This window comes from Flavobacterium microcysteis (genome assembly GCF_006385255.1).
GTDB classification, from domain to species: Bacteria; Bacteroidota; Bacteroidia; order Flavobacteriales; family Flavobacteriaceae; genus Flavobacterium; species Flavobacterium microcysteis.
Genome location: NZ_VFJE01000056.1, coordinates 855256 through 876092, shown reverse-complemented (window position 1 = coordinate 876092; position 20837 = coordinate 855256). Strand labels below are relative to the sequence as shown.

Here is a 20837-nt window from a genome sequence, read left to right as displayed (position 1 = left end):
TATACTATTTTACTTCAAGTTCATCAATAAGATTCAAGGTATCAGGATTATATACCCTCATCGTAATTTTCTTTCCGTTTACATAAAAAAGGCACAAAGCATTTTCCACACTGAAAGACTGAGTAAATTTGCTCCATGGCAGTACCTCTTGTGCATAATAGGGAGCACCTGCTGCACCATTATTAATTTGATAGATTGAACGTGATACCTTCAGTTTTTTATTCGGATAATTTTCAGGATAAATAGGAACCTCTTGTGTTAATTTCAACCAATTATAATTATGCTCATCTCCGGTAAGTATGGCAATAGTTTTTTTACTTTCATTAATTAATATATCTAAGTATTCGTCCCTTCTTTCAATAATTCCTTTTTCAACTGGTTTCCCTCCAATCCACGGACGCTTTGTGTTATCACCGCTATACCACATATCGTCCTTACTGTGCCCTCCGTTAGGAAATGCAGGGGTATGCTGAGTAATAAAAATATGGTCTATGTCTTTGTCATTTTCAAGCTTTTGAATGGTTGCCCTTAACCAATCAAGTTGGTTGTCCATTATATAACCGTGCAGCCCACCGCTTGTTGCAGTTTCTTTGCTTAAGGAAGGAGCGTACCAATAATTACTATTGAGTACAACCATGGCTGTATTTCCATATGTGTAATAAAAAACATTTTCTGCATAAGGTGGAAAATCTATCCGTTTTTTATCAGGGTCATACTTGTTGTCATCCTCACTTATAAGCCCGCTAATAGGATTTACAAATGCTTCTGCAAAAACAGTCTCTGCTGACTCTGTATCAAAAGGAAATCTATCAATAAAACCCTTGTTTTTTCCGCTTTCATCTTCAAAGACATATCCCAGTGCTTCGTGATTGCCCATACCAACATTAAATGGCATATAATGCCAAAAAGGTTCAATGGATTTTTTCCAGTTTGTGTATTGCAGGTGTTGTTCTTCTTTACTGCTAAGATAGCCATTGATCATATCACCAGTAAACTGAACAAAAGCGGCATTTTCTTTATAAGCAAGGGCAGCTATTTTTTTCATAATATAAGCATTTGCCCCATATGCTTTTCTTTCACCACCACCCGTTGCGTGGCGGCTGTCGCTGGTATATCCGAAAATAAAACTTTGTCTGCTGCCTTTTTTTAGTGCTGTCGTAACATGGTACGACTGGGAAAGTAGACCGTAGGTTACTTTGTACTGGTATTTTTGATTGGATTTTAAACTATTTATTTGCCATTCATGATGCGTTTTAGGAGCATTATCCTTATATATTCTGCCATCAATTTCTACTTGGGCCTGTACAGGCAATGTAGTTTTACACCAAAGCACAACACTGGTATCTGTAAGGTTACTTACAAATGGGCCTTCATAAACTGCCGGCAACACTTCAAAAGGACCTGTTCCGCTTAGAGAAACAACTCCATCAAATAAAATCATCCCATTATTATCAGTTACCCTATAGCCAAGGGTTAAAAATCCATTTTCTTTCCAACCTACAAAATCATATGGATATTTGAATGCGTCTGCCATATTAATTTCAGCTTTTCCTTCTATGAGTGCTTGTGTAAAACGGTATACTGGAAGCGGATGTGGTGCTTTTCCATAAGGTATTAACCCATAGGTAACAGATCCTTTCAAATTTCCGAAGTCCAGAATCACGCCAGAACTTGTACCAGTTGGTTTGCCCAAGAGCCTTTGAGTGCTATATTGAGTCTCTGCATCAGTGGCAAAATATTTTTTCCCGTTCTCTTCGAAATACAGATGATTATCCTTATCATAATGAATATTGGAATAGGAAGCTGGGATTTCCGTCTGTTGTGCAAATGTGGAAACTGACAAAAAAAGCAACGAAAGTATATATGTAGTTTTCATAAAAATATATTTACGAATAAATTTGAATTCTGTTAAAAGTATAATTAGTGACTATTTCTATCACTCGATATTATTTTGTCAATACTCCAGTGTCCCGCTCCTTTTATCAAAAGAAATACACTTCCTAAAAGCATTGCCCAATCAGTCCTGCTCCCGTGAAGTAATTCCCAGAAGCCATCATTTGCCAATACTTCGGCTTTGGTAGTTGTGAAAGCAACAAGCATAATTATGATTAACGGAATACTGGCTAAACGAGTCAGCTGACCCACTAAAAGTAAAATCCCACATAGGATTTCGAAAAAACCAACAAAACTTCCCAAAAAATCAGGTGATGGAAAACCGATTTTTTCAAAGCGGCCAGCACCACGAATGGCTGGAAATAAAAATTTTTGAACTCCTTCGGAAAAGAAAACTGCACCAACAATCAAGCGGATTATAATTGTGGTTTTTGAGTTGTCGGTATTAATGATTTTTTTGAACATATTAAGCGAATTTTTTTATTATAATCGGATTATACAAATTGTAAATTCGGGCCACAAGCAAAGCAATAGGAATACTCAGAACGGCCGGAACAACAATATCTGCTGGATAATGCACTCCAAGATAAACCCTGCTTAGACTGACAAATGCTGCCCAGGGGATAAGAACAAAAGGCAGCCATTTCAGTTTGTCCCTTGCTACCAGCGTCAGGTAGAATGCCAACGAAAACACATTGGCTGCATGGGATGATATGAAACCAAACTTTCCACCTCTGTAATTATTAACTATGTGAAGCTTATCTATTAAATCAGGGTTGTGGCTCGGTCGTAATCTTTCAAATATTGGCTTGAATATTCCTGAAGCTAACTGGTCACTTATAGTGATCAGTAAAACTATCAGCAATATCATAAAAATCGCATCTTTTCGATATTTCCATATCAACAGCAATAACAAAAATCCATAAAAAGGGAGCCATGTGTATTTTTCACTGGCAAACCACATTACATTATCCCAAAACTCACTATGGCTGCCATTTATCCAAAGCAGGATTTCTATATCTAATTGTTTTATAGACTCTATCATTATCTTCTTATTGGTGATTGTCTTTCTGTTGGAGTTTTTACAGTAAAAAATGGAACTCTTTCCATTGCATGGCAACTTATGCAGCTATTGGTAAGCACTTGAAAATTCCTGTTGAACACAGCAGTGTCTCTTTTTGCAAGAGCTTTTTTCATTTCTGGAAGAGTTACATCCAGAAAATGTTTTGCCGATTTCGAACGTTTAGGTCTCCGCTCCAATCCATTTTCGATTGCTTTTTGTATTTTCTCTAATTGATAATCCGCATATTCCCAATTTTCATCCTGTCGCGCCCAAAATAATTCCTGGTAGCGATAGCCAGTTTCGACCATTGTGTTATCAAAACCCCGAAACTGATTTTCAATGATTTCCAGTTTCTCCTGTTCCGTACCTTTTATCCATTTGCCTTGCGCTGTTTCTTTTTTTTGGCTACAGGCAGGAAAGAGCGTTAACGATAGTAGAATTAAAAAATACCTCATAATATCCCTGTTTTCAGTTTGTCTTACAAACTTCATACAATGAATTGTATAATGGTGGTATATTTGAAAATAATACGGTAGCTCTTAAAGACTGCGAAATACCTGCGGTGTAGAACCTGTATGGCGTTTGAAATATTTTATAAAGTGAGAAGTGTCATTAAAGTTTAAAGTATAGGCTACCTCTGAAACATTATTATCAGTATACAGCAATAATCTTTTTGCCTCACCAATCATGTATTCTGCTATAACATCTGCCGCTGGCTGATTGAGCTCTTTTCTACAGATAGCATTTAGATTTTGGGGCGTCGTGTTTAATTGCCCGGCATAGTGAGCAACATTATTTTTTAAATCATCTGTATGATTGAGGAGCTCCCTAAATAACAAGATAGTGTTGTTGGTCTTATGTTTATTGACCGGAAAAGATGCAGGAATACTAATGATCTTTGCCAATAATGCTTTTAATATCCCTTCTGTCACGCTGAAATCTTTTTCATCGATAAGCAACTGAAATAATATTGATATGGAATTATTCTGCTCAAGATGAAGGCAGCTCAATGCACTTACCTGAGACAAGATTCTTTTCAGCTCACTATCCAGCGATTTATCAACAAATCCTTTTTTCAGGAGCAATACATAGCCTTCAGGTACTGAAGTGATATCCCAATGATGTACCTGTTCCTTTCGGACAAAAAATACAGTTGGTGGTATTATAGGGAATTGCGTATAATCAATAGTATGCGTACCGCTTCCCTGCGACAGATATATAATTTCAAAATAACTGTTGTGTTTATGCGGTTCGGTTTTGCGGATCCCTTTTCTGAATGGTGAAACTTTTATCAGTTCCGTCATTTCAATTTTATTCTTTATTTGTATTGATTTTTTCAATCGTTCTTTCTTTTAAAACTGCAAAACACAAAATTCTGAACTGTGTCAAAAGGAGTCTTGTGATCGATAGTAAAACATTCTATTTTTTCAAAGTGTTTCTGAAAACGGCTTACTAGTGTACTTTCGGAATATTGTTGGATATCAATACCACTGCATTTTTTAGGACCTTCTTCTGAAAAAGTACCGATAACCATAATTCCATTTTTGGAAACTGCATTAGAAGCAGTTTGTATATAATTGTCAATCTCTTTATCTGCTGTCAGAAAATGGAACGCAGCCCTGTCGTGCCAAAAGTCGTATTGCTCTTTTGGTTGAAAATCTGAAGCATCTGCAACAATCCATTTTATATTTGCAGATTTATTTCCCAGCCTTTGTTTCGCTCTTTCAATAGCTGAAGCGGATATATCAAGGACGGTAATATTTACGAATCCTAAATCAAGCAGATGGTCAACAAGAAAGCTGTCTCCTGCGCCAATATCTATAATTTTTGCAGCCTTAGGCAGATCAAATTCTTTGATAAGTGCTAATGAAGTTTCGGGTGTGGGTTGATACCAGCTTACCTCTTCCAATGATCTAGTTTGGTATATATTTTCCCAGTGATTTTTTCTATCTTGTAATGGCATCGTTTTTAATTTTTAATTCTTTATAACATACAAATTTAACTTAACTTCTTTTTACCAGGTCTCTCTTTCAAGCATAAACTTGCTCTTATAGTGCCAATGGTAAATAATTGATAAGCTATAAGTTAATACCCCTCCCTTAACATGTGTGCATAACTGTCTGGCAGGTTACTTTGTTCAATTGCTTGGGCAGCCTTTTCAATATCGTATTGAACTCTGATAAACTCGACCTTTATGCCTTCTTTTTTAGAGAAATCAATGCTCTTGTTAATAGTAATTACTGCATAACAGCATTTTGGATTTCCATCTTTAGGCTTACCCACTGATCCTGCGTTAACAGCATGGAAATAACTGCCCTTTTTATTGGGATTTTCCAAAACACGATGATATGGCTTGTGAGAATGTCCGCATATAATTATATCAGCATCAGAGTCAAGAAAAATATCTGTGAATTTTTTTTCGTCTTTATCTTCGAGCAAGTACTCCGTATTGCTATACGGACTGCCGTGTACCATGAGTACCTTGATTGGTTTATCTGCTGTCTGATATTCCAATTTTATATGGGCTGGCAGAGCGGAAAGATAGCTGATTTGTTCTTTGCCGACAATTTGATAGGCATAACTCCCAGAATCTTTCGATCCATGATTGTGTATATCGACAGCTTTAACGTCATGGTTTCCTGCCAGGGTAGGGATATGTCTCTTACGTATTTCATTTATTACAGCATTGGGCCATACATTGTAACCTACCAGATCACCTAAGCAATAAACAGCATCAATTTTCTGCTGGTCTATGCTTGATAAGGTTTGTTCTAGTGCCGGAAAATTGGCGTGAATATCCGAAAGTATTGCAATTTTCATGTTTACTGTTAAGAAAATTATCCCCTGTTAAACTCTTTTTGAATAATACTTTTTTCTGAACCAAAAGGCTACATTGACTAAAGCAATGAGTGCTGGGACTTCTACCAATGGACCAATAACGCCCGCAAATGCCTGACCGCTGTTGATTCCAAATACACCAATCGCTACCGCAATGGCAAGCTCAAAATTGTTGCCTGTAGCAGTAAAGGCTATTGCCGTTGCTTTTGAATAATCAGCGCCGAAATAGTTACCGACAAAAAAACTAATGATGAACATTAAAGTAAAGTAAATCACTAAAGGAATTGCAATACGTACAACATCCATAGGAATTTGAACAATCAGTTCTCCTTTAAGGCTGAACATAACGATGATTGTAAAAAGTAATGACAGGAGTGTAATAGGCGAAATAAAAGGCACATATTTAGTTTCAAACCATTCAGTTCCTTTTAATGCAATAAGAGCATATCGGCTGATGATGCCAAGTGCGAAAGGAATTCCCAAATATATCCCGACACTTTCTGCAATCTGACCAATACTAATATTTACCTCAAATCCGTTATAACCAAAATACGGAGGAAGAATAGTTATAAAGATATAAGCGTATACGCTGTAAAGCAAAACCTGAAAAATACTATTTAGCGCAATAAGCCCGGCCGCATATTCCCTGTTTCCATCTGCAAGGTCATTCCATACTACTACCATGGCTATACAGCGTGCCAAGCCGATAAGGATGACACCGATCATATATTCCGGATAGCCATTTAAAAGAAGTAAGGCCAGGGAAAACATTAAAATTGGCCCAACAACCCAATTTAAAAATAAAGAAGCTCCTAGGATTTTTGTGTTTCTAAAAACCTGTCCCATTTGTTCATATTTCACTTTTGCCAAAGGCGGATACATCATTAGAATAAGCCCAACAGCTAAGGGAATATTAGTTGTTCCGCTGGAAAAGGAATTGATGAAATTACCACTGGACGGAATGAAATAGCCTATTGCTACGCCAAGAGCCATCGCCAGAAAAATCCACAGCGTTAAAAATCTGTCTAAAAAACTTAATTTCTTTCGCCCTGAGACAGGTGCACAGTTATTTGCTGCCATTTTTATTGTTTGATTTTTGAGAATACATAAAACATTTCAGTTCCGATTTGCAGGCTGCGCTCCTGATATATTTGCTTTTGCTGTGGCGTGCCATCAGATACTTTTGGGTCTTCAAAAGTAATAGGGATACGCTTTTCGGCACCTGCAATAAATGGGCATCCGCCATCCGCCTGAGAACAGGTCATTATAGCTGCAAACTCACTTTCAGGATTAAAATCATCATCATAGGTTTTAGAAAACCCAATAACAGGAAATTCATTTGCAGAAAACTTAATTGAATATACTGGGTTATTGCCTTCTGAAATAGCTTTAACTTTAAATCCAGAGTACTGTAAAGTTTCGGCTACCATAGGGAATAAGGCAGTAGCTTCAGTACCTCCCGAATAACATGAAACATTTTTTATATTATAATATGCAGCAGCGGTCTGAGCCCAGACCTGAGACATATGGCTTCTTCTGGAATTATGTGTGCAGATTAGGTTCAATCTGATTTCCTGCCTGCTATTTACCTTACTTTGAATAAAGTCAACCAGAGGCTGAAGAACACTTTTACGTTCTTCAGTAATTTGTTTAAAATCGAATGTTTTAATCGTATTTTCTATTTCAGTATATAACATTATCTTGATTGGTATGATGGTTTATTAATATTAAAAAATTAACAGCAGCCTCCGCCAGGTGTACATGAATTGGTATTGTCAACATTTAGCTGCGATACGTTTACCTTGGAAGTATCGGACGGGATTCCACATTGGTCCTTAGCCAGACACGCTGTCTGTTTGCTTAATAAAATAAAATTTTTACCATTAAATCCCAAGTCATATTTACCTATAGTAATGTCCTGATATTCCACTTCAATATCATGATCTTCAATGCCTAGTTTTTCCTCAGACAATTTGATAATGCTCAATAATTTTCCCGGTTTTAGACGGTGCTGATAATCGTCAGCATTCCATAATTGAAAATTGACAACTTTTTCATTTCGGATTACTCCGCCACAGTCAATAAAGTTTTTAATAATCTGTCCCACTTCTGTAACATGGAAGTGTTCGGGAACAAATGTTCCGTTCTCTAATTGAAATTCAACATTGTCTAATGCTGGCAGGATTTCTTTGATTTCTGATAATTTCATAATAGTTAATTTTTAAATATGATAAAATGGATAATACATAATGTTATATAGCAATATAACGATAATTAAATGTAAAAAAATGTCTTTAACAGCATTGGTGGTTTACTTTAACAGCTTGATTGAAAAAAGCATTAAATTCTTCTTGAAATTGATTCCATACCTTCTCTTCAATGCAGTAGCAAACCGACTTCCCTTCAATTGAACCTTGAATGATTCCGATACTTTTTAATTCTTTTAAATGTTGCGAAATAGTTGCCTGTGCTAATCCTAACTCCTCCACTAAATCATTACAGATACATTTTTCCTGATTTATAATATATTGAAGTATTGCAATTCTGGCAGGATGACCTAAAACTTTAAGAAGTGATGCAAACTTGTTTTGATCATCTGTATACATGTCTGTTTTAGTAATTCCCATAGTGCTTTATTTTATATTGCAATATTACGATATTAATTTAAAAAAAAGGATTAAACAATTATATTTTTAAAAGAATTAATAAAAATGGTTAAAACAATTTGGATTATAACACAGAATCTTTTCTTTGGTCGTTTGTGCGGAAAGAAAAGAAGTTCGCTGAAATAACAAATGGGATAATGCATATCCCTTGCAAAATTCTCGCAGCCTGTTTGATAAAATGGCACATTGTGCATTTTTATTAAATTGGCTGCACCGCTTAAATGCAAAAAGACTGTCCCGACCTTGGGAGGGGGTGTCTTTTTGCCGCCCGATTTTCGGGTCAGGCGACTTTTAGGGGTTGTGACTGAAAGTTTCTAAGATTAAGGAAAAATCCCCTGTATTCGGTCATGCCATGGCGGAACAAACTCCACAACAGCGAACATCCCATTTGTGCCAAGGCAGAATTGATAAACAATTCCTGTTTTTCCAAGGCTTCTGCTAAGGAACAGCTTGGTGTGTCGTCCTGTGCTTCGGACTGTAGTAGCAATTCCCCAAATTCTTCGGTAACAAATGGCAGGCTTGCCACCGTTTCATACTTTTCAGAATTGGGTTGCTTAATTTCTCCAATAGTGGATAATATGACCTGTCCTGTATGCTGGCTGTTGCCAAAGTCTAACCAATATTTAGGTGTATCTCTATGATTTCTGCGGTTGCATAATTCTTTAAGTATTTCAGCAACGCCAAACCTCGCCTGTACATTGTCAACACAAGTAATGTAGATAGTTGCCTCTGCATTTTGGGGCAGTCTTCCCAAACTATCTTTCTCAAATTTCACCGTTTCCGCTTTCCAATAAGTTCCCATAAAACGATTGGCTCGGTTTATCAGGGCAACGGATTTAAATAAGCCAACCTCGCACTCGGCAAAACGCTGTCTGCCCAAATTGGCAGTCGTGATAACATCGTCATCCCAAAGGCGAACGGATAATCCTGCGTGTCCAAGTTCAACTAAGCTGTGGTTCATTTCCATTAAGGCGGTCAGTACTTTTGAACCCGTGCCTCCTGCACCGATTACGTTTACAGTGATAGGGTTAGTCGGATTTATGAGGTAGTTATCCGTAAAATGTATTTTTGTTTTCTCAGTAATCATCACAATAGATTTTTAAGGGTTTTGTTATTTTTTTTCAGTACCTCTTTAGGAAAGGACTTATCGGAATTGATTAGGTCTTTCCAAAGGTTTACACAATTGCCTTTTATTGGGCTGTTTCTTCCCAATAAATGGCTGAAATAGGTATTAAAAAAGTAGTCTTCCCAACCGTTGGTAAATTCCTCAACCGAAGCCGAGTTTTTAATATTGATATTGACCGAACCCATACATACTTTCCCATCTTCATAGATGTTGAAAAATGGTGCGCAATACAAAGGCGTTTTTTCTGTCGGTCGTCGGTCGCTTGCCAATGCAAATACCGTAAGACTATTTTTGTTGGCATACCAAATCATTGGCGGTGCATAAGCCATTCCGTTGGGTATTTCCAAACCGTTCACAAAATACATTTGTCGTCTTTGTGCTTTGGTGTACCACAATACAGAACCTTTATCTGCATTATGATTAATATGCAGTATGTTTGTCGGCAGTATTCCATTGGATTTTAAAAAGGCTTTATCCTTGTCCTTTTCTGTTACTAATGCCCTCGCCAATACTTTTGCTTCCCGTTCTGTGAGTGGGTGGGCATTAATAGGATTACCGTTCTTGTCCATATCGAAATGCTCCACATATACATCGCTGTTCGCTCCTTTGGTTTCATAGAAAACAATTGCGGATTTAGGATGGTACAGCGTACCTAAGCTTTCTGTTATATCGGTTGTATTTTTCATTTTCTTGTGGTTTTGTAGTTATAAAGCAGACTGCACATATCGTCTAAAAGGGTAAATAATCTGTTCTCAAAATCAAGGGTGTTTTTCGTGACCACTTTTTTGTCAAAACGTTTGCAGATGGTAGGTTCCTGCATTGCTGCGTATTCGTTGAATTCATTGTTGATACTCTCGGCAAGGTTCTCGTACAGCCATCCTTTTGTGTGCGATATAAAAGAGATATACTTTTCCATACCAATGGTTTCATTGTCATCTTCATAACTATCAGGGTCTTGTTCAGGCATTGGAGCATTTCGGAAAATGCTTGCCTTTGGATATTCCGTCAATAGTGCAAAGGCATTAGAAGCAGTCAGCCAACACTCATGGTCGAATGCATCACTTCTTTTAAAAGTGTTTAAACGCTGAGCGAATACCTGCAAGCTCATTGGGTTAAAAATCTTTTGCTCGATACAATCTCCAATGAATTCCGCTTTTTCAAACTCAAGTTTATATACTATGTTTTCGTCCGTTTCATCGTCCTGTTCCACCCATTCTTTGTGCATTTCATACATCCAATACAGGTAGCTGTCTTCCTGTCTGAAATAAGGAATATCAGCAATGTGATATAGGTAAGAGCAAACAGAAATAAGCAATTGGGCGTTTCTTTTGCGTTTGGGGTCGTGGAGCATCTGATACAGCGGTTCAATCGGTATATAATACAGGGTTGTCCCTGTATTGTATTTTTCCTCACTGATGAAATAGGTTCTCTTACTGTCCTGCACCAAACGTATTTCCTGCCAATTCATAACACTTTCTTTTAACTTTTCTTCCATATCCCATATAGCCAATGCCAAATTGTATGGGTATTCAAACTGACTGGTCTGTATTGGTTTTATCTTATAATGTTCGGCAAGTTTGGAAAGGGATTGATAAAAATCACTTTCTGTTTTTACTGTTTCCTTACAAGCCTGTACAGTTTGCGTTTCTTTCAGTCTGGGCAGGAACGAAGTCTTTAGAAAACCATTGGCAACATTTCCACAGGTACTGACCTGCGTTTGTCTTTTTGAACCTCGCTCGCATCTTTGGGTTTTTGCATCCATTGGGCGAACTCGTTGAGCTGTTTGTACAACTGTCTTTGTCTTTTTTGTTCGGGTGGCTTGATTGTTCCCGATATGATATGTTTGTGCATAGTCCATTGCTTTAAATTTAGATTTAACCTTTTGTGCCCATTACGCTCTCAAATCGGTATTCTACTGCATCATCCTTGATGGCGGGTGCAGATATTTTGGCGGTTGTCAAAATGGGATACCTGTTAGCATAAAAATTTAGTACTGCTTCCACGCTCCAACGTGGTTCGGGATCGGTCAATACAGTATCGTGTCCTTTATCTTTGAGTATAAACACTCTTTCCAATTGCGTTGTTAATAACATGATGATGAATTTTAAGTTATTACATTTAGTTTTCCTGTGCAGTTTCTGTTGGGTAGTCGGCAGTTACTTGTTCCGATTTTGCAGGTTCGGGTTTTTCTTCCTCGATAGCTCCAAAAAGACTTGGCGCAGAAAACTTGTCGGATAGTTCTCTTTTGCGTTTGCGTATTTCGTCGGCCTTTTCAGGGAACTCTGTTATTTCGGGTACTTTAACCCACGCCTCACGGAATTTGCCCTCTTTTTCTAGTTCATCAGCCTTTGCCATTGCATCTTTGAATTTCTTGTCTTTGGCTTCCTGGTCTTTCTTCTGCTTATCAGCCTTTTCTTTCTCCATTGCGGACTGTTTTTTGGTTTCTTCCAACTGCTTCATAAAGCTTTCCATATCGACCATCAAACCCGAAGCGGTTTGTATGGGTGTGGTTATCTTTTCGAAAAAACCGTTGTCGAGTTCTTCGGCTGTTCCCCGAAGATTAAGGGGCGGAATAATATTTTTTGCGTTATCTCCGCACTGTTCGTTTTGGAGCATAACCGATACGATTAGGTTGTTTTCTGCTCCTTTTGCTATGGTGAGTTGCAAATCACCTGTAATCTGCAACTGTGCTATCTGATTGAAAAAATTTGTATTCATCGTTTTAAAATTTTAATTGTCGTCTAATTGTTTTTTAATGGCTCTGAGTTTCTCGTACATATCTGTCCAATAGGTTTTCTTCCTTTTATCGAACTCGGAGAAACTTCTATCCTCGTGACGGTATTCCTTGTACTGTCCTGCCATTTTAATGGCTTCTTTCAGGTTTGTTACCTCAATAGGGCAACCGTTCAAATCAGTTATCTTCATCACTTTATCAGTTCAGTTTTCAGCGGTATAAACTCCGTTCTCATAATAGCCTTTAAGCTGTTCCCAAGTCCTTAAAAGGCTATTGGTATCTATATAGAAATACTCGGTTCTATTGCAGTAAATGATATATACAGCCTCGTCTTTGTATTTCGTTTCAAGGCTTTGTGATTGAGCCATATTTTTAGCTTCGTCTATTGATTTAGCTTTCATATCAGTAATTTTATAGTAGGCTACCACCGATTAAGGCGGTAGCCTTTGGTTATCTAATTAAGGATTAGGATTTCTGCACCATCCAAGGCAAATCCTGTACACAAGTCAAATGCTTTTTGTGATTTGAGTTGGGCAGTACCACCCAAAACAATACTTTGTAACTTGGCTTCGCTATCCTTGTAATTGCGTACATTCTGATAGTAGCCTGTAACAGCGTTATATGCGCCGAATAATGTGCCTTTAGTCGTGTCCATTTGCTGAGTATCGCTTACCATAGCGTAGGCAAACGCATCCTCAACGTTATTTTTGAATACGGTGGATATTTCATCTTCCGCACCTTTTTTAAGCAAATCATACGTTTCCTTATTAGGACAAAGTGCCAATTGGATTAGCTTTCTTACCTCTTTGTCAGTTACTTTTACTTTTGCCCACTCATTGAAAATGCTCTCAAACTGACTGCTCAAAGTGTTAGCCAAGCCCATAATCTTGTGAGCGTTCTCAATACGTTGTTTTGCTCCCGATGTGTGTTTGATACGCACTACATTAGTCATACTGCGCAATGAAGCGTTAAGAGTGTTTTGGCATACGATACGAATAGGCGTAAAAGCGGCTGTGATGCTTCCACTGCCATCGTGCGAAGTGGTCAGGAAAATATACTTTTCGGTTACATCATCACCATTTCCAACTCGGATATAATCGGGCAATTTGGCTGTGATAAATATGCGTTCCCCGTTGCCTAACGCTCCTGCAGTTTCATAGAGTATTCCCTCTCCACCGCCTACAATGGCATCAAAGAAGTTAAATGCTTCACGGTTCTGCACGATATGATAGTCTTTACCTACCACGCCCAATACTGCATTGTTATCCGTGCGTATATTGGCAAAATAGTTAGGGACTTCCAATTCGTTACTGCCTATCTCGATACTGTCAGCCGTTTGAATAATACCCGAACCTTTGGTAAATAGCGGACTTTTAACTACTTCGTAATCTAACCCTGCAAATTTGATAGCTTCCTCGCTTGTTAGGTATTGCTCTACAATTTGCCCTAGTCCGTGCCACGCTTTTTCCTTTACGCTAAAGAATGAATAACGTCCTGTTTCGCTGTTAAAATTGATATTATGTGCCATGATTTTAAAATTTTAAATTGTTTAAATTATTTAGTTTTCGTTGTTAAAATGGCAGGTCGTCCTTTGTATCGTCATTATTGTTTCCAGTAGGAGCCTGTACCCCTTCGGCTTTTTTACCGCCCCCGTGCAGTTTGATTTGCGAGGTGTTGAAGTTCAGTCCTGCGTGCGGTTGTCCGTCACTGCCTGTCCACGCCCTTGCGCTCACTTTTCCTGTCAGTTCTACGACCGTACCTTTAGTGAGTATCTGTGCTACTTTTGGACTAAGCCAATAGGCACAGTCGAAATACGTTGTCTGCTCTATGCGCTCGCCTGCCTTGTTTTTGTAGCTGTCGTTGATGGCTATCGAAAAGTTTACTACTGTTTTGCTGTTTGACACGTTGCGCACCTGCGCATCCGCTGTCACTCTTCCTGTAATGTTCATAATTCCTACGATTTTTAGTGATTAATTTTTTTTGAAATTTTATTCGGCAATGAGAGGAGGTGCTGTTTTGTTTCATCAAATCCATTTTTAATATTTTATTTCTCATTGCTGACATTTTTTTTATTCGTCTAAAGAGCCGGAGTATGCTATGTTTCGTTTCGGGAGCATAAAAAGGTTAGTGTTTAGCAATAGCAAGGTTTTGACAAAAAATACAACCCGGACGGGTGGAGATTTTTTGTCAAACCTGAAGGGCCTGGCCTTGCTATTGCGTTAAGGACACGGAGTTACCTTTGCTGCTGAAATGAGACAAAAGCATACTGGTTATTGAAATTAAAAATGAAGGGGAAGCATTGGAGAATGCAATCAGGCAAAGGAGATTAATGTGCTCAGAACAATTGCTCCTATTACGGACCTGAAAAGGAATGTCATTTTTTTTGCGAGAATCGAAGATATTAGCTTGAATAATACAAAAAAAGCCCATGAAAATCAATGATTTTCATGGGCTTTTAGGGTAACATGGAGAGTTAGTCATATCTGATTTCTAATATATTATAATTAATTTTTATCTTTAACAATGCGTTATATCTACCTCATACTCTGTTATTTCACAATACGAAGCATTACAACGACGCTAATAAAGATAGTCGCTGATACTGGTGTTGATGTGCAGATTCTGCAATCACACACAGCAACCGAGCTTTACGTAAAGATGAAGGATATTTATGCTCCGAGCATATGGTATATAAGTACTGTAACGGAAATGAGAGAACATTATAAAGCACTATCGGATTTTGATAAAATACTGAAGAGATTTAGCTTAAATAAAAATTAAAATTTTACTCTTTTCTATATTTTTCGTCTGGTCTGCGATCCACTAAATGTTTCATTGTCACCAGTAGAATCGTTGTTATTGTTTTCCATAAAGTCCTTTATATGAGACAAAACCGCTTCTGCAAATTTTAAAGAAGTGTTCCGCATTTACTATCAGAATAACATTGCTGTGCTTAAAATTATTGAATGCTTATTTTTTGACTCTGGTATACGGGAGATGAGGCTTGAAAATTACGAGAAAGGAAATCGCATAGATAATATAATAATGTAAAAAAACCAGCCTATAAAGGCTGGTCGGATTAAATATGGTATTTAGAAAAATATAGAACTATCAAATCTAATATTGTATTCTTTATGAATCGTTTTCTTTCCTGTTTGGTTTTAACTGAGCTATATTACTTTAAGTTGGAAATTTAGTAATTTAAAATAAAACCTGCGCCAAAGCCCATATCGCTATCATAGTGAGAAGATAGAGAACCCCATCTGGTAATTATATAGCGTAACCCTGCCATATATTCCTTGTCTGTATTCCACATTAAATTCATTCTAAGTCTCTTAGAAACCGGGATGTCCTTACGTTCAAACTGTAATCTGACTTTACCATCTGTGAAAACTTCAGCCTGTGCTACAATTAGCATAGGAAGCGTATAATTAACTCCAAGACTTACTACTGCACGCTTATCTTTAGTATTGGTTTGTCCAAAGAGATTTCTTTCCTGTTCATCTTCTCCCATTCTTCGATACCTCCAGTCAAATCCTATAAATGGCATTAACCATTGCATTTTTCCAATATAGCGCCCAATATGTGTTTCAGTTTCATAACCATGCATGTCATTGTATCCTAATCTCCATTCGGTTCCTATACTCCAGCGCGTACTTTGATACATTGCTTCACCATCATTTCCATTGGTTGCAAAATCATTCTCTGCCATAAAATGAAATTTCCTGTCGTCTGCAAAGAGTTTTCGTTGTGCTAATTTTGGGTTTGGAATTTCAGGGTTGGTGGGTTGATTCTCGTAGGTAAAAACCCTTCCCATACCGCTCATCATATGGTATAGAATATGGCAATGAAAAAACCAGTCCCCGTCAACATTAGCATTAAATTCCAGCGTATCTGTTTCCATCGGCATTATATCAATCACATTTTTTAATGGTGCATATTCTCCCTGGCCATTAAGGACTCTGAAGTCATGACCATGTAAGTGCATTGGATGGCGCATCATAGAATTATTATGTAAAACGATGCGTACATTTTCCCCTTTTTTAATTAATATTTTATCGGATTCAGAAACCACCTTATTGTCCAAACTCCAGACATATCTATTCATGTTACCGGTAAGTTCAAATTTTAGTTCTTTAACAGGGGCATTTTCAGGAAGTGTTGTTTTTGTTGGTGATTTAAGCATTGCATAATTTAGCGTTGTAATATCTGAAAGTGCATTGGCATTGTATTGCTCAGCATCCATTTTCATACCCTCCATTTTTGCAATGGTTTTAGGCTTGGTTTCGCCTGTGATTTCGGGATACATTACCACATTCATATCCATTTTATTAAGACTCATGCTCATGCCCATATCATCCAGATCGCCATTCATTTTCATCATACCGTTCATCATTTTCATTCCTTCGAAATATTTAAGTTTTGGAAGGGGTGCCGCTAATTGCTTAATTCCACTACCAATATACAAAGAGGTGGATTTTGTTCGGTCTTCTGGTGTTGCCAAAAACTCATAGGCTGTTTTATCAGCTGGAACAGTTACAATTATATCATAGGTTTCAGAAACTGCAATAATTAATCGATCGACTTCGACGGGTTCTACATCATTACCATCATTAGCTACAACGGTAAATTTTCCTCCAGCATAAGTTAACCAAAAGTAGGTTGATGCGCCTCCATTGGAAACGCGTAATCGGACCTTATCACCTGCTTTAAATTGAGAAAGCTGATTTTCATTTATTCCATTGATTAAAAATTTGTCGTAATAAACATCACTGACATCCATGGCATTCATTCGTTTCCATTCATTTTTTATTTTATCCTTTAAATACCCTTGTTTTATAGCTTCTGCATAACTTTGTGTAGTTCCTTTTTGAATAGCAAACCAGTCCGATGCATTGTGCAGCAATCGGTGTACATTTTCAGGCTTCATATCTGTCCATTCACTCAGTACTATGGGAACAGATGGCAGATCATCAATTCCTTTGCGAAAAGTGGGATCATCTGTTCTTTTATTCATAATAAAAGAGCCGTACATTCCTATTTGTTCTTGTAGTTCAGTGTGGCTATGGTACCAGTGTGTGCCATGCTGAATAATGGGAAAAGTATATAGATGCGTGGTATGTGGTTTAATTGGCATTTGGGTTAGATTTGGCACGCCATCATATTGATTGGGTAAGAATAAGCCATGCCAGTGCAGGGAAGTATCTTCATCGAGCTCATTGTGAACATAGATTTCCGCAGTATCTCCTTCTGTAAAGGTCAAAGTAGGCATGGGTATTTGTCCGTTAACGGCAATGGCCCTTTTTGCTTTTCCCGTGAAATTTACAATTGTATCTCTTATATAGAGATCATATCGGACTACACGTGGCTTCAAGTTATTTTCTGCAGGTTTTTTTTGAGCAATCGTACTATTATTGTTGTCCTGTATTGCTGTATTTCCTTGGTCAGTTTGTTTCTTGGGGATGTCTTTATGCTGCAACATTTTTGTTTGCTTCTCTGTTTTTTCTGCGACTAATTTCATACCGCATTTTGGGCAGTTTCCCGGTTTAGATTCATGAATATCGGGATGCATCGGGCAGGTATAGGTAGTAGCATTTGACTCTTCTTTGACAGGCTTTTTATCCATGTCCATTGTTTTCATATCCTGGGCCTGAATCAGGACAGGAAGCATGATAAATACTAGTATTGTAAGTATATTTTTCATATAGCTTTTTAAAGAATATTGTTCTATTATTTTTTGTTCATCTCATTCAACTTGGCTTTCATCTGTGCAATTTCAGTTTGTTGTGCTTTTATAATGTCTTGAGCAAGTTTACTTATTTCTGGATCGTGAAGAGAAGCCTCTTGAGCCATGAGTATTGCTGCTGCATGGTGTGGTATCATTGATTTTAAGAATTGTTTATCTTCAACAGCTGCCTGCTGTCTTATGCAGGAAAAAAAAATGATTGCGGCAAGACTACCTGTGATAAGTAATACTATGTTCCACTTTTTATTCATATACATACTACCCATTACAATAATCTCAATTATGAGCATCGGCATAGTCATTAGTCCTGCCATGTAAAATTGATTTACATTGGGAATGACATTAGCAAAAATATCTACCATCGAGTACATTAGGATGTACATAGCAATAAATGACAATACGATCATAAATGCTAATTTTTTGTACATTTCGGAGTTTTCCTCTTTTGAATGCTGTTGTGTTGTGTGTTCCATTTTCATGATTTTTTTTCTTTAAAAGTTATTTAGATTAATCAATTTTCCTCCAAAACAAATCTAATGGCACTATAATATAATACAGCATTAGCTTAAATGGCAGGTATTTTTTCTGCGCTTGTATTTTTCAAAGTGATATTGTAATAGCTTAATATTTATTTGCTTTTAAGTAATAATTGTAACTCTTCAAGTTGGTTTTTTAATTTTTCCGTGCCTTTCATTTTTTTCTGTTCTGCAATTGCAAGGGCTTTTTTTGCAGCCTCAATGGCATCGGGATAATCCTTCAGCTCTACAGAGATTTTCTGTCTTAAAGTCGGATAATAAAAATTTTCAGGATCCAATTTTTCCGCCTGAACTAACCAGGATATTACTTGGTTATTTGCTCTGCCTGTGGATGAATAATAATTTGCTGCCTGAAACAATAAAGTAGCATTCTGGCTTTTCTCTTTAATAATATATTTGTCAATTAGGGCTAAAATTTCTTTGTCAGCTTTGTTTTTCATTGGTATTTTAACCATAGTATTTTCCCATTCTATTTTAAGGAATCCTTCTCCTTTACTATTAATATCATTTAACTCAATGGTAAAAGTTTCGTAGAAGCTACTCATTTTTTCTGCGGGAACGGTAAAACGCATTACGTCTTTTTTCTCATCATAGCCAGTTTCGCCATGTAAAGTGACATCACTATTTACAATGATAGTCCATTCATTCTCTGATGGAATTGAAAATATAGAGTAGGTTCCTGCTTTTAAAATAGTATTTCCAAAAGCGATATCTTCATTAGTACTTATGGTCGTACAATCGCTGGCACCTGTTCGCCAGAGTTTGCCATAGGGCACTAATTCGCCAAATATTTTTCGTCCTCTTACTAATGGTCTACTATAGGCCATTTTTATTGTTGTGCTTCCAATTTCTTGTTGAAATGAGGCTGAAGGACTTGCAGGAGTAAGCTTAATTTGAACTTTTTCCTGTGCAGAAATTGATAACGATTGTATAATAATGAAGCTTAGTAGAATTATTTTTTTCATAGTTTTAAATTTTAAATTGATATTGATATTTTTTCCATTATTGAATGGTCGGTTCCAAATTTGCAGATAGCATCACAATTAGCTCTTAATTCAGAAAACAGGATATATTTTATATTCATTTTTGAGTTTTTTATAACAGGTCTGTTTAGCTGAAGCACTACATCCCTTTCCCTGTGATTTGGAATAATAATATAAAAAACTTCCCGGCCGCTTGAGATACTAAAGTATAAGTCAGACAAGCGCAGTATACCGGAGTAGATACTAGTGCTCTTTTCTACTTCAAAGGCTCCTATAATTTTGTTTGTGCTTTTTTCGAACCAGAGCACATCAATAAGCTTGATGGTATTTTGAGTGTCCTTGTCGGTAGGCAACTCAGGGAATTTTTCCAGTGAAATAAAGGAGAAATTTTGTCCATTAAACGATTTGTTTTTATCATTGCTTGCCGGGGTAACATCGAAACCGAGAGAAACACCTATTTTTAACAGGTGGTATTGCATCTCACTATGCAGATTTTCCTCCAGTTTTTCTTCGAGTATTTCTTTTTGACGCTTGTGTACGTTTTTTTCGAATCTTGAACGTTCTGCCTCGCTTAAATATTCATCGTTACCGATCAGCATTTTCTGAGTTCCAATTTCAAAAAACAACCCTGCAATGGCACCCAAATCATTTGAGAGCTGAGATTTATGCAAAGTGTTAGTTTCTATCAAAGTTTCTCTTATTTTAAGATATTCTGTCCAGCTTCCCAGTTTTTTTTTGTCTTTAAAAAGAAAATTAAATCCATTGAGAATAGCGGTGTTGAATGGCGGGAACCAGGTTGGGTGTATGAAATATAAAATACTGGCAACCGCAGGTCCTAATCCTTTAATTTTTAATTCATCGAGTTTTATGATTTCTTTTACAACCTGTTCTTCAGACTTGGCATTGATACAATTTTCAAGGAACTGGCCGAAAGCCAGTTTATTGTTTTGATTTTCATAGATATCAGGAATACGTAATTTGGGTTTCCAATAAAACGGGTGGGAAACCCCTGCAAAGACTTGTTTCTGTTCGGCAATGCAATTCAGAACAAATTCTAAGCTGCTTTCTTTAAAATCATTAGGAAAGGTTTTGTTTTTAATATCCTCAATAACTTGTAAAACGCCGCGTCTTATAGTCCGAAATGCCTTTAACCGTTGGTTGTTATCTATAAACCAGGTATTGTAGACACTTTCGTTATCGTTTTTATACTGCAGAATAATTTGTACTAGATTGGTCATTTGTTTGTATAGTA

24 protein-coding genes are annotated in these 20837 nt (G+C 37.1%); all 24 read right to left on the bottom strand.

The window, feature by feature from the left end:
• Positions 1 to 4: 4 nt before the first annotated feature.
• Positions 5 to 1876 (bottom strand): metallophosphoesterase, encoded by a 1872-nt coding sequence (locus FJA49_RS17430; protein ID WP_140002634.1) that lies wholly within the window; start codon positions 1874 to 1876, stop codon positions 5 to 7.
• 44 nt (positions 1877 to 1920) lie between these two features.
• Positions 1921 to 2358: a DoxX family protein gene (locus FJA49_RS17425; RefSeq protein ID WP_140002632.1), complete on the bottom strand. Its 438-nt coding sequence runs from the start codon at positions 2356 to 2358 to the stop codon at positions 1921 to 1923.
• Between the two features lies 1 nt (position 2359).
• Positions 2360 to 2938 (bottom strand): phosphatase PAP2 family protein, encoded by a 579-nt coding sequence (locus tag FJA49_RS17420; protein ID WP_233590226.1) that lies wholly within the window; start codon positions 2936 to 2938, stop codon positions 2360 to 2362.
• The gene (locus tag FJA49_RS17415) at positions 2938 to 3411 is read right to left on the bottom strand and encodes a hypothetical protein (protein ID WP_140002619.1); all 474 of its coding nucleotides are present in this window, start codon (positions 3409 to 3411) and stop codon (positions 2938 to 2940) included. The genes FJA49_RS17420 and FJA49_RS17415 overlap by 1 nt, the downstream gene beginning before the upstream one ends.
• Before the next feature lie 84 nt (positions 3412 to 3495).
• A complete protein-coding gene (locus FJA49_RS17410) occupies positions 3496 to 4296 on the bottom strand; it encodes a helix-turn-helix domain-containing protein (RefSeq protein WP_140002617.1) in 801 nt (266 codons plus the stop codon).
• Positions 4293 to 4919, bottom strand: coding sequence for a class I SAM-dependent methyltransferase (locus FJA49_RS17405; RefSeq protein ID WP_140002614.1), 627 nt, complete (start codon positions 4917 to 4919; stop codon positions 4293 to 4295). Before FJA49_RS17405 ends, FJA49_RS17410 begins: the two co-directional genes overlap by 4 nt.
• Before the next feature lie 122 nt (positions 4920 to 5041).
• A complete protein-coding gene (locus tag FJA49_RS17400) occupies positions 5042 to 5776 on the bottom strand; it encodes a metallophosphoesterase family protein (protein WP_140002612.1) in 735 nt (244 codons plus the stop codon).
• Positions 5777 to 5803: 27 nt separating this feature from the next.
• Entirely contained in the window at positions 5804 to 6874 is a 1071-nt protein-coding gene (gene arsB / locus FJA49_RS17395) for an ACR3 family arsenite efflux transporter (protein ID WP_140002609.1), read from the bottom strand.
• 2 nt (positions 6875 to 6876) lie between these two features.
• The gene (locus FJA49_RS17390; RefSeq protein WP_140002607.1) at positions 6877 to 7491 is read right to left on the bottom strand and encodes an arsenate-mycothiol transferase ArsC; all 615 of its coding nucleotides are present in this window, start codon (positions 7489 to 7491) and stop codon (positions 6877 to 6879) included.
• Between the two features lie 38 nt (positions 7492 to 7529).
• On the bottom strand, positions 7530 to 8003 hold the full coding sequence (locus FJA49_RS17385; protein ID WP_140002605.1) for a DUF6428 family protein: 474 nt from the start codon (positions 8001 to 8003) through the stop codon (positions 7530 to 7532).
• Positions 8004 to 8088: 85 nt separating this feature from the next.
• Positions 8089 to 8421, bottom strand: a complete 333-nt coding sequence (locus FJA49_RS17380; RefSeq protein WP_140002603.1) for an ArsR/SmtB family transcription factor — start codon at positions 8419 to 8421, stop codon at positions 8089 to 8091.
• A gap of 319 nt (positions 8422 to 8740) precedes the next feature.
• The gene (locus FJA49_RS17375) at positions 8741 to 9547 is read right to left on the bottom strand and encodes a PRTRC system ThiF family protein (RefSeq protein WP_140002601.1); all 807 of its coding nucleotides are present in this window, start codon (positions 9545 to 9547) and stop codon (positions 8741 to 8743) included.
• A complete protein-coding gene (locus FJA49_RS17370; protein ID WP_140002599.1) occupies positions 9547 to 10272 on the bottom strand; it encodes a PRTRC system protein B in 726 nt (241 codons plus the stop codon). The genes FJA49_RS17375 and FJA49_RS17370 overlap by 1 nt, the downstream gene beginning before the upstream one ends.
• Entirely contained in the window at positions 10269 to 11444 is a 1176-nt protein-coding gene (locus tag FJA49_RS17365; RefSeq protein WP_140002597.1) for a hypothetical protein, read from the bottom strand. Before FJA49_RS17365 ends, FJA49_RS17370 begins: the two co-directional genes overlap by 4 nt.
• A 16-nt stretch (positions 11445 to 11460) precedes the next feature.
• Positions 11461 to 11679 carry a PRTRC system protein C gene (locus FJA49_RS17360; RefSeq protein WP_140002595.1) on the bottom strand — a complete coding sequence of 73 codons (219 nt, stop codon included), beginning with the start codon at positions 11677 to 11679 and terminating at the stop codon, positions 11461 to 11463.
• 25 nt (positions 11680 to 11704) lie between these two features.
• On the bottom strand, positions 11705 to 12304 hold the full coding sequence (locus FJA49_RS17355; RefSeq protein WP_140002592.1) for a PRTRC system protein E: 600 nt from the start codon (positions 12302 to 12304) through the stop codon (positions 11705 to 11707).
• Positions 12305 to 12316: 12 nt separating this feature from the next.
• Positions 12317 to 12511 (bottom strand): hypothetical protein, encoded by a 195-nt coding sequence (locus FJA49_RS17350; RefSeq protein WP_140002590.1) that lies wholly within the window; start codon positions 12509 to 12511, stop codon positions 12317 to 12319.
• A 12-nt stretch (positions 12512 to 12523) separates the two neighbouring features.
• On the bottom strand, positions 12524 to 12721 hold the full coding sequence (locus FJA49_RS17345) for a DNA-binding protein (protein ID WP_140002587.1): 198 nt from the start codon (positions 12719 to 12721) through the stop codon (positions 12524 to 12526).
• A 53-nt stretch (positions 12722 to 12774) separates the two neighbouring features.
• Positions 12775 to 13848: a DUF932 domain-containing protein gene (locus FJA49_RS17340; RefSeq protein WP_140002583.1), complete on the bottom strand. Its 1074-nt coding sequence runs from the start codon at positions 13846 to 13848 to the stop codon at positions 12775 to 12777.
• 43 nt (positions 13849 to 13891) lie between these two features.
• Positions 13892 to 14269 (bottom strand): single-stranded DNA-binding protein, encoded by a 378-nt coding sequence (locus tag FJA49_RS17335; RefSeq protein ID WP_140002581.1) that lies wholly within the window; start codon positions 14267 to 14269, stop codon positions 13892 to 13894.
• Between the two features lie 1244 nt (positions 14270 to 15513).
• Entirely contained in the window at positions 15514 to 18024 is a 2511-nt protein-coding gene (locus FJA49_RS17330) for a multicopper oxidase domain-containing protein (RefSeq protein ID WP_140002579.1), read from the bottom strand.
• Between the two features lie 26 nt (positions 18025 to 18050).
• On the bottom strand, positions 18051 to 18539 hold the full coding sequence (locus FJA49_RS17325; RefSeq protein WP_233590217.1) for a DUF305 domain-containing protein: 489 nt from the start codon (positions 18537 to 18539) through the stop codon (positions 18051 to 18053).
• 155 nt (positions 18540 to 18694) lie between these two features.
• Positions 18695 to 19567 carry a DUF2911 domain-containing protein gene (locus FJA49_RS17320; RefSeq protein WP_140002575.1) on the bottom strand — a complete coding sequence of 291 codons (873 nt, stop codon included), beginning with the start codon at positions 19565 to 19567 and terminating at the stop codon, positions 18695 to 18697.
• 11 nt (positions 19568 to 19578) lie between these two features.
• On the bottom strand, positions 19579 to 20823 hold the full coding sequence (locus FJA49_RS17315; protein WP_140002573.1) for a hypothetical protein: 1245 nt from the start codon (positions 20821 to 20823) through the stop codon (positions 19579 to 19581).
• Between the last annotated feature and the right edge of the window lie 14 nt (positions 20824 to 20837).

What these genes read in the sequence shown, in the direction of transcription:
- FJA49_RS17430 (WP_140002634.1), bottom strand. Translation starts at nt 1,876, where the DNA reads ATGAAAACTACATATATACTTTCGTTGCTTTTTTTGTCAGTTTCCACA.
- FJA49_RS17425 (WP_140002632.1), bottom strand. Translation starts at nt 2,358, where the DNA reads ATGTTCAAAAAAATCATTAATACCGACAACTCAAAAACCACAATTATA.
- FJA49_RS17420 (WP_233590226.1), bottom strand. Translation starts at nt 2,938, where the DNA reads ATGATAGAGTCTATAAAACAATTAGATATAGAAATCCTGCTTTGGATA.
- FJA49_RS17415 (WP_140002619.1), bottom strand. Translation starts at nt 3,411, where the DNA reads ATGAGGTATTTTTTAATTCTACTATCGTTAACGCTCTTTCCTGCCTGT.
- FJA49_RS17405 (WP_140002614.1), bottom strand. Translation starts at nt 4,919, where the DNA reads ATGCCATTACAAGATAGAAAAAATCACTGGGAAAATATATACCAAACT.
- FJA49_RS17400 (WP_140002612.1), bottom strand. Translation starts at nt 5,776, where the DNA reads ATGAAAATTGCAATACTTTCGGATATTCACGCCAATTTTCCGGCACTA.
- arsB (WP_140002609.1), bottom strand. Translation starts at nt 6,874, where the DNA reads ATGGCAGCAAATAACTGTGCACCTGTCTCAGGGCGAAAGAAATTAAGT.
- FJA49_RS17390 (WP_140002607.1), bottom strand. Translation starts at nt 7,491, where the DNA reads ATGTTATATACTGAAATAGAAAATACGATTAAAACATTCGATTTTAAA.
- FJA49_RS17385 (WP_140002605.1), bottom strand. Translation starts at nt 8,003, where the DNA reads ATGAAATTATCAGAAATCAAAGAAATCCTGCCAGCATTAGACAATGTT.
- FJA49_RS17380 (WP_140002603.1), bottom strand. Translation starts at nt 8,421, where the DNA reads ATGGGAATTACTAAAACAGACATGTATACAGATGATCAAAACAAGTTT.
- FJA49_RS17375 (WP_140002601.1), bottom strand. Translation starts at nt 9,547, where the DNA reads ATGATTACTGAGAAAACAAAAATACATTTTACGGATAACTACCTCATA.
- FJA49_RS17370 (WP_140002599.1), bottom strand. Translation starts at nt 10,272, where the DNA reads ATGAAAAATACAACCGATATAACAGAAAGCTTAGGTACGCTGTACCAT.
- FJA49_RS17365 (WP_140002597.1), bottom strand. Translation starts at nt 11,444, where the DNA reads ATGGACTATGCACAAACATATCATATCGGGAACAATCAAGCCACCCGA.
- FJA49_RS17360 (WP_140002595.1), bottom strand. Translation starts at nt 11,679, where the DNA reads ATGTTATTAACAACGCAATTGGAAAGAGTGTTTATACTCAAAGATAAA.
- FJA49_RS17355 (WP_140002592.1), bottom strand. Translation starts at nt 12,304, where the DNA reads ATGAATACAAATTTTTTCAATCAGATAGCACAGTTGCAGATTACAGGT.
- FJA49_RS17350 (WP_140002590.1), bottom strand. Translation starts at nt 12,511, where the DNA reads ATGAAGATAACTGATTTGAACGGTTGCCCTATTGAGGTAACAAACCTG.
- FJA49_RS17345 (WP_140002587.1), bottom strand. Translation starts at nt 12,721, where the DNA reads ATGAAAGCTAAATCAATAGACGAAGCTAAAAATATGGCTCAATCACAA.
- FJA49_RS17340 (WP_140002583.1), bottom strand. Translation starts at nt 13,848, where the DNA reads ATGGCACATAATATCAATTTTAACAGCGAAACAGGACGTTATTCATTC.
- FJA49_RS17335 (WP_140002581.1), bottom strand. Translation starts at nt 14,269, where the DNA reads ATGAACATTACAGGAAGAGTGACAGCGGATGCGCAGGTGCGCAACGTG.
- FJA49_RS17330 (WP_140002579.1), bottom strand. Translation starts at nt 18,024, where the DNA reads ATGAAAAATATACTTACAATACTAGTATTTATCATGCTTCCTGTCCTG.
- FJA49_RS17325 (WP_233590217.1), bottom strand. Translation starts at nt 18,539, where the DNA reads ATGGAACACACAACACAACAGCATTCAAAAGAGGAAAACTCCGAAATG.
- FJA49_RS17320 (WP_140002575.1), bottom strand. Translation starts at nt 19,567, where the DNA reads ATGAAAAAAATAATTCTACTAAGCTTCATTATTATACAATCGTTATCA.
- FJA49_RS17315 (WP_140002573.1), bottom strand. Translation starts at nt 20,823, where the DNA reads ATGACCAATCTAGTACAAATTATTCTGCAGTATAAAAACGATAACGAA.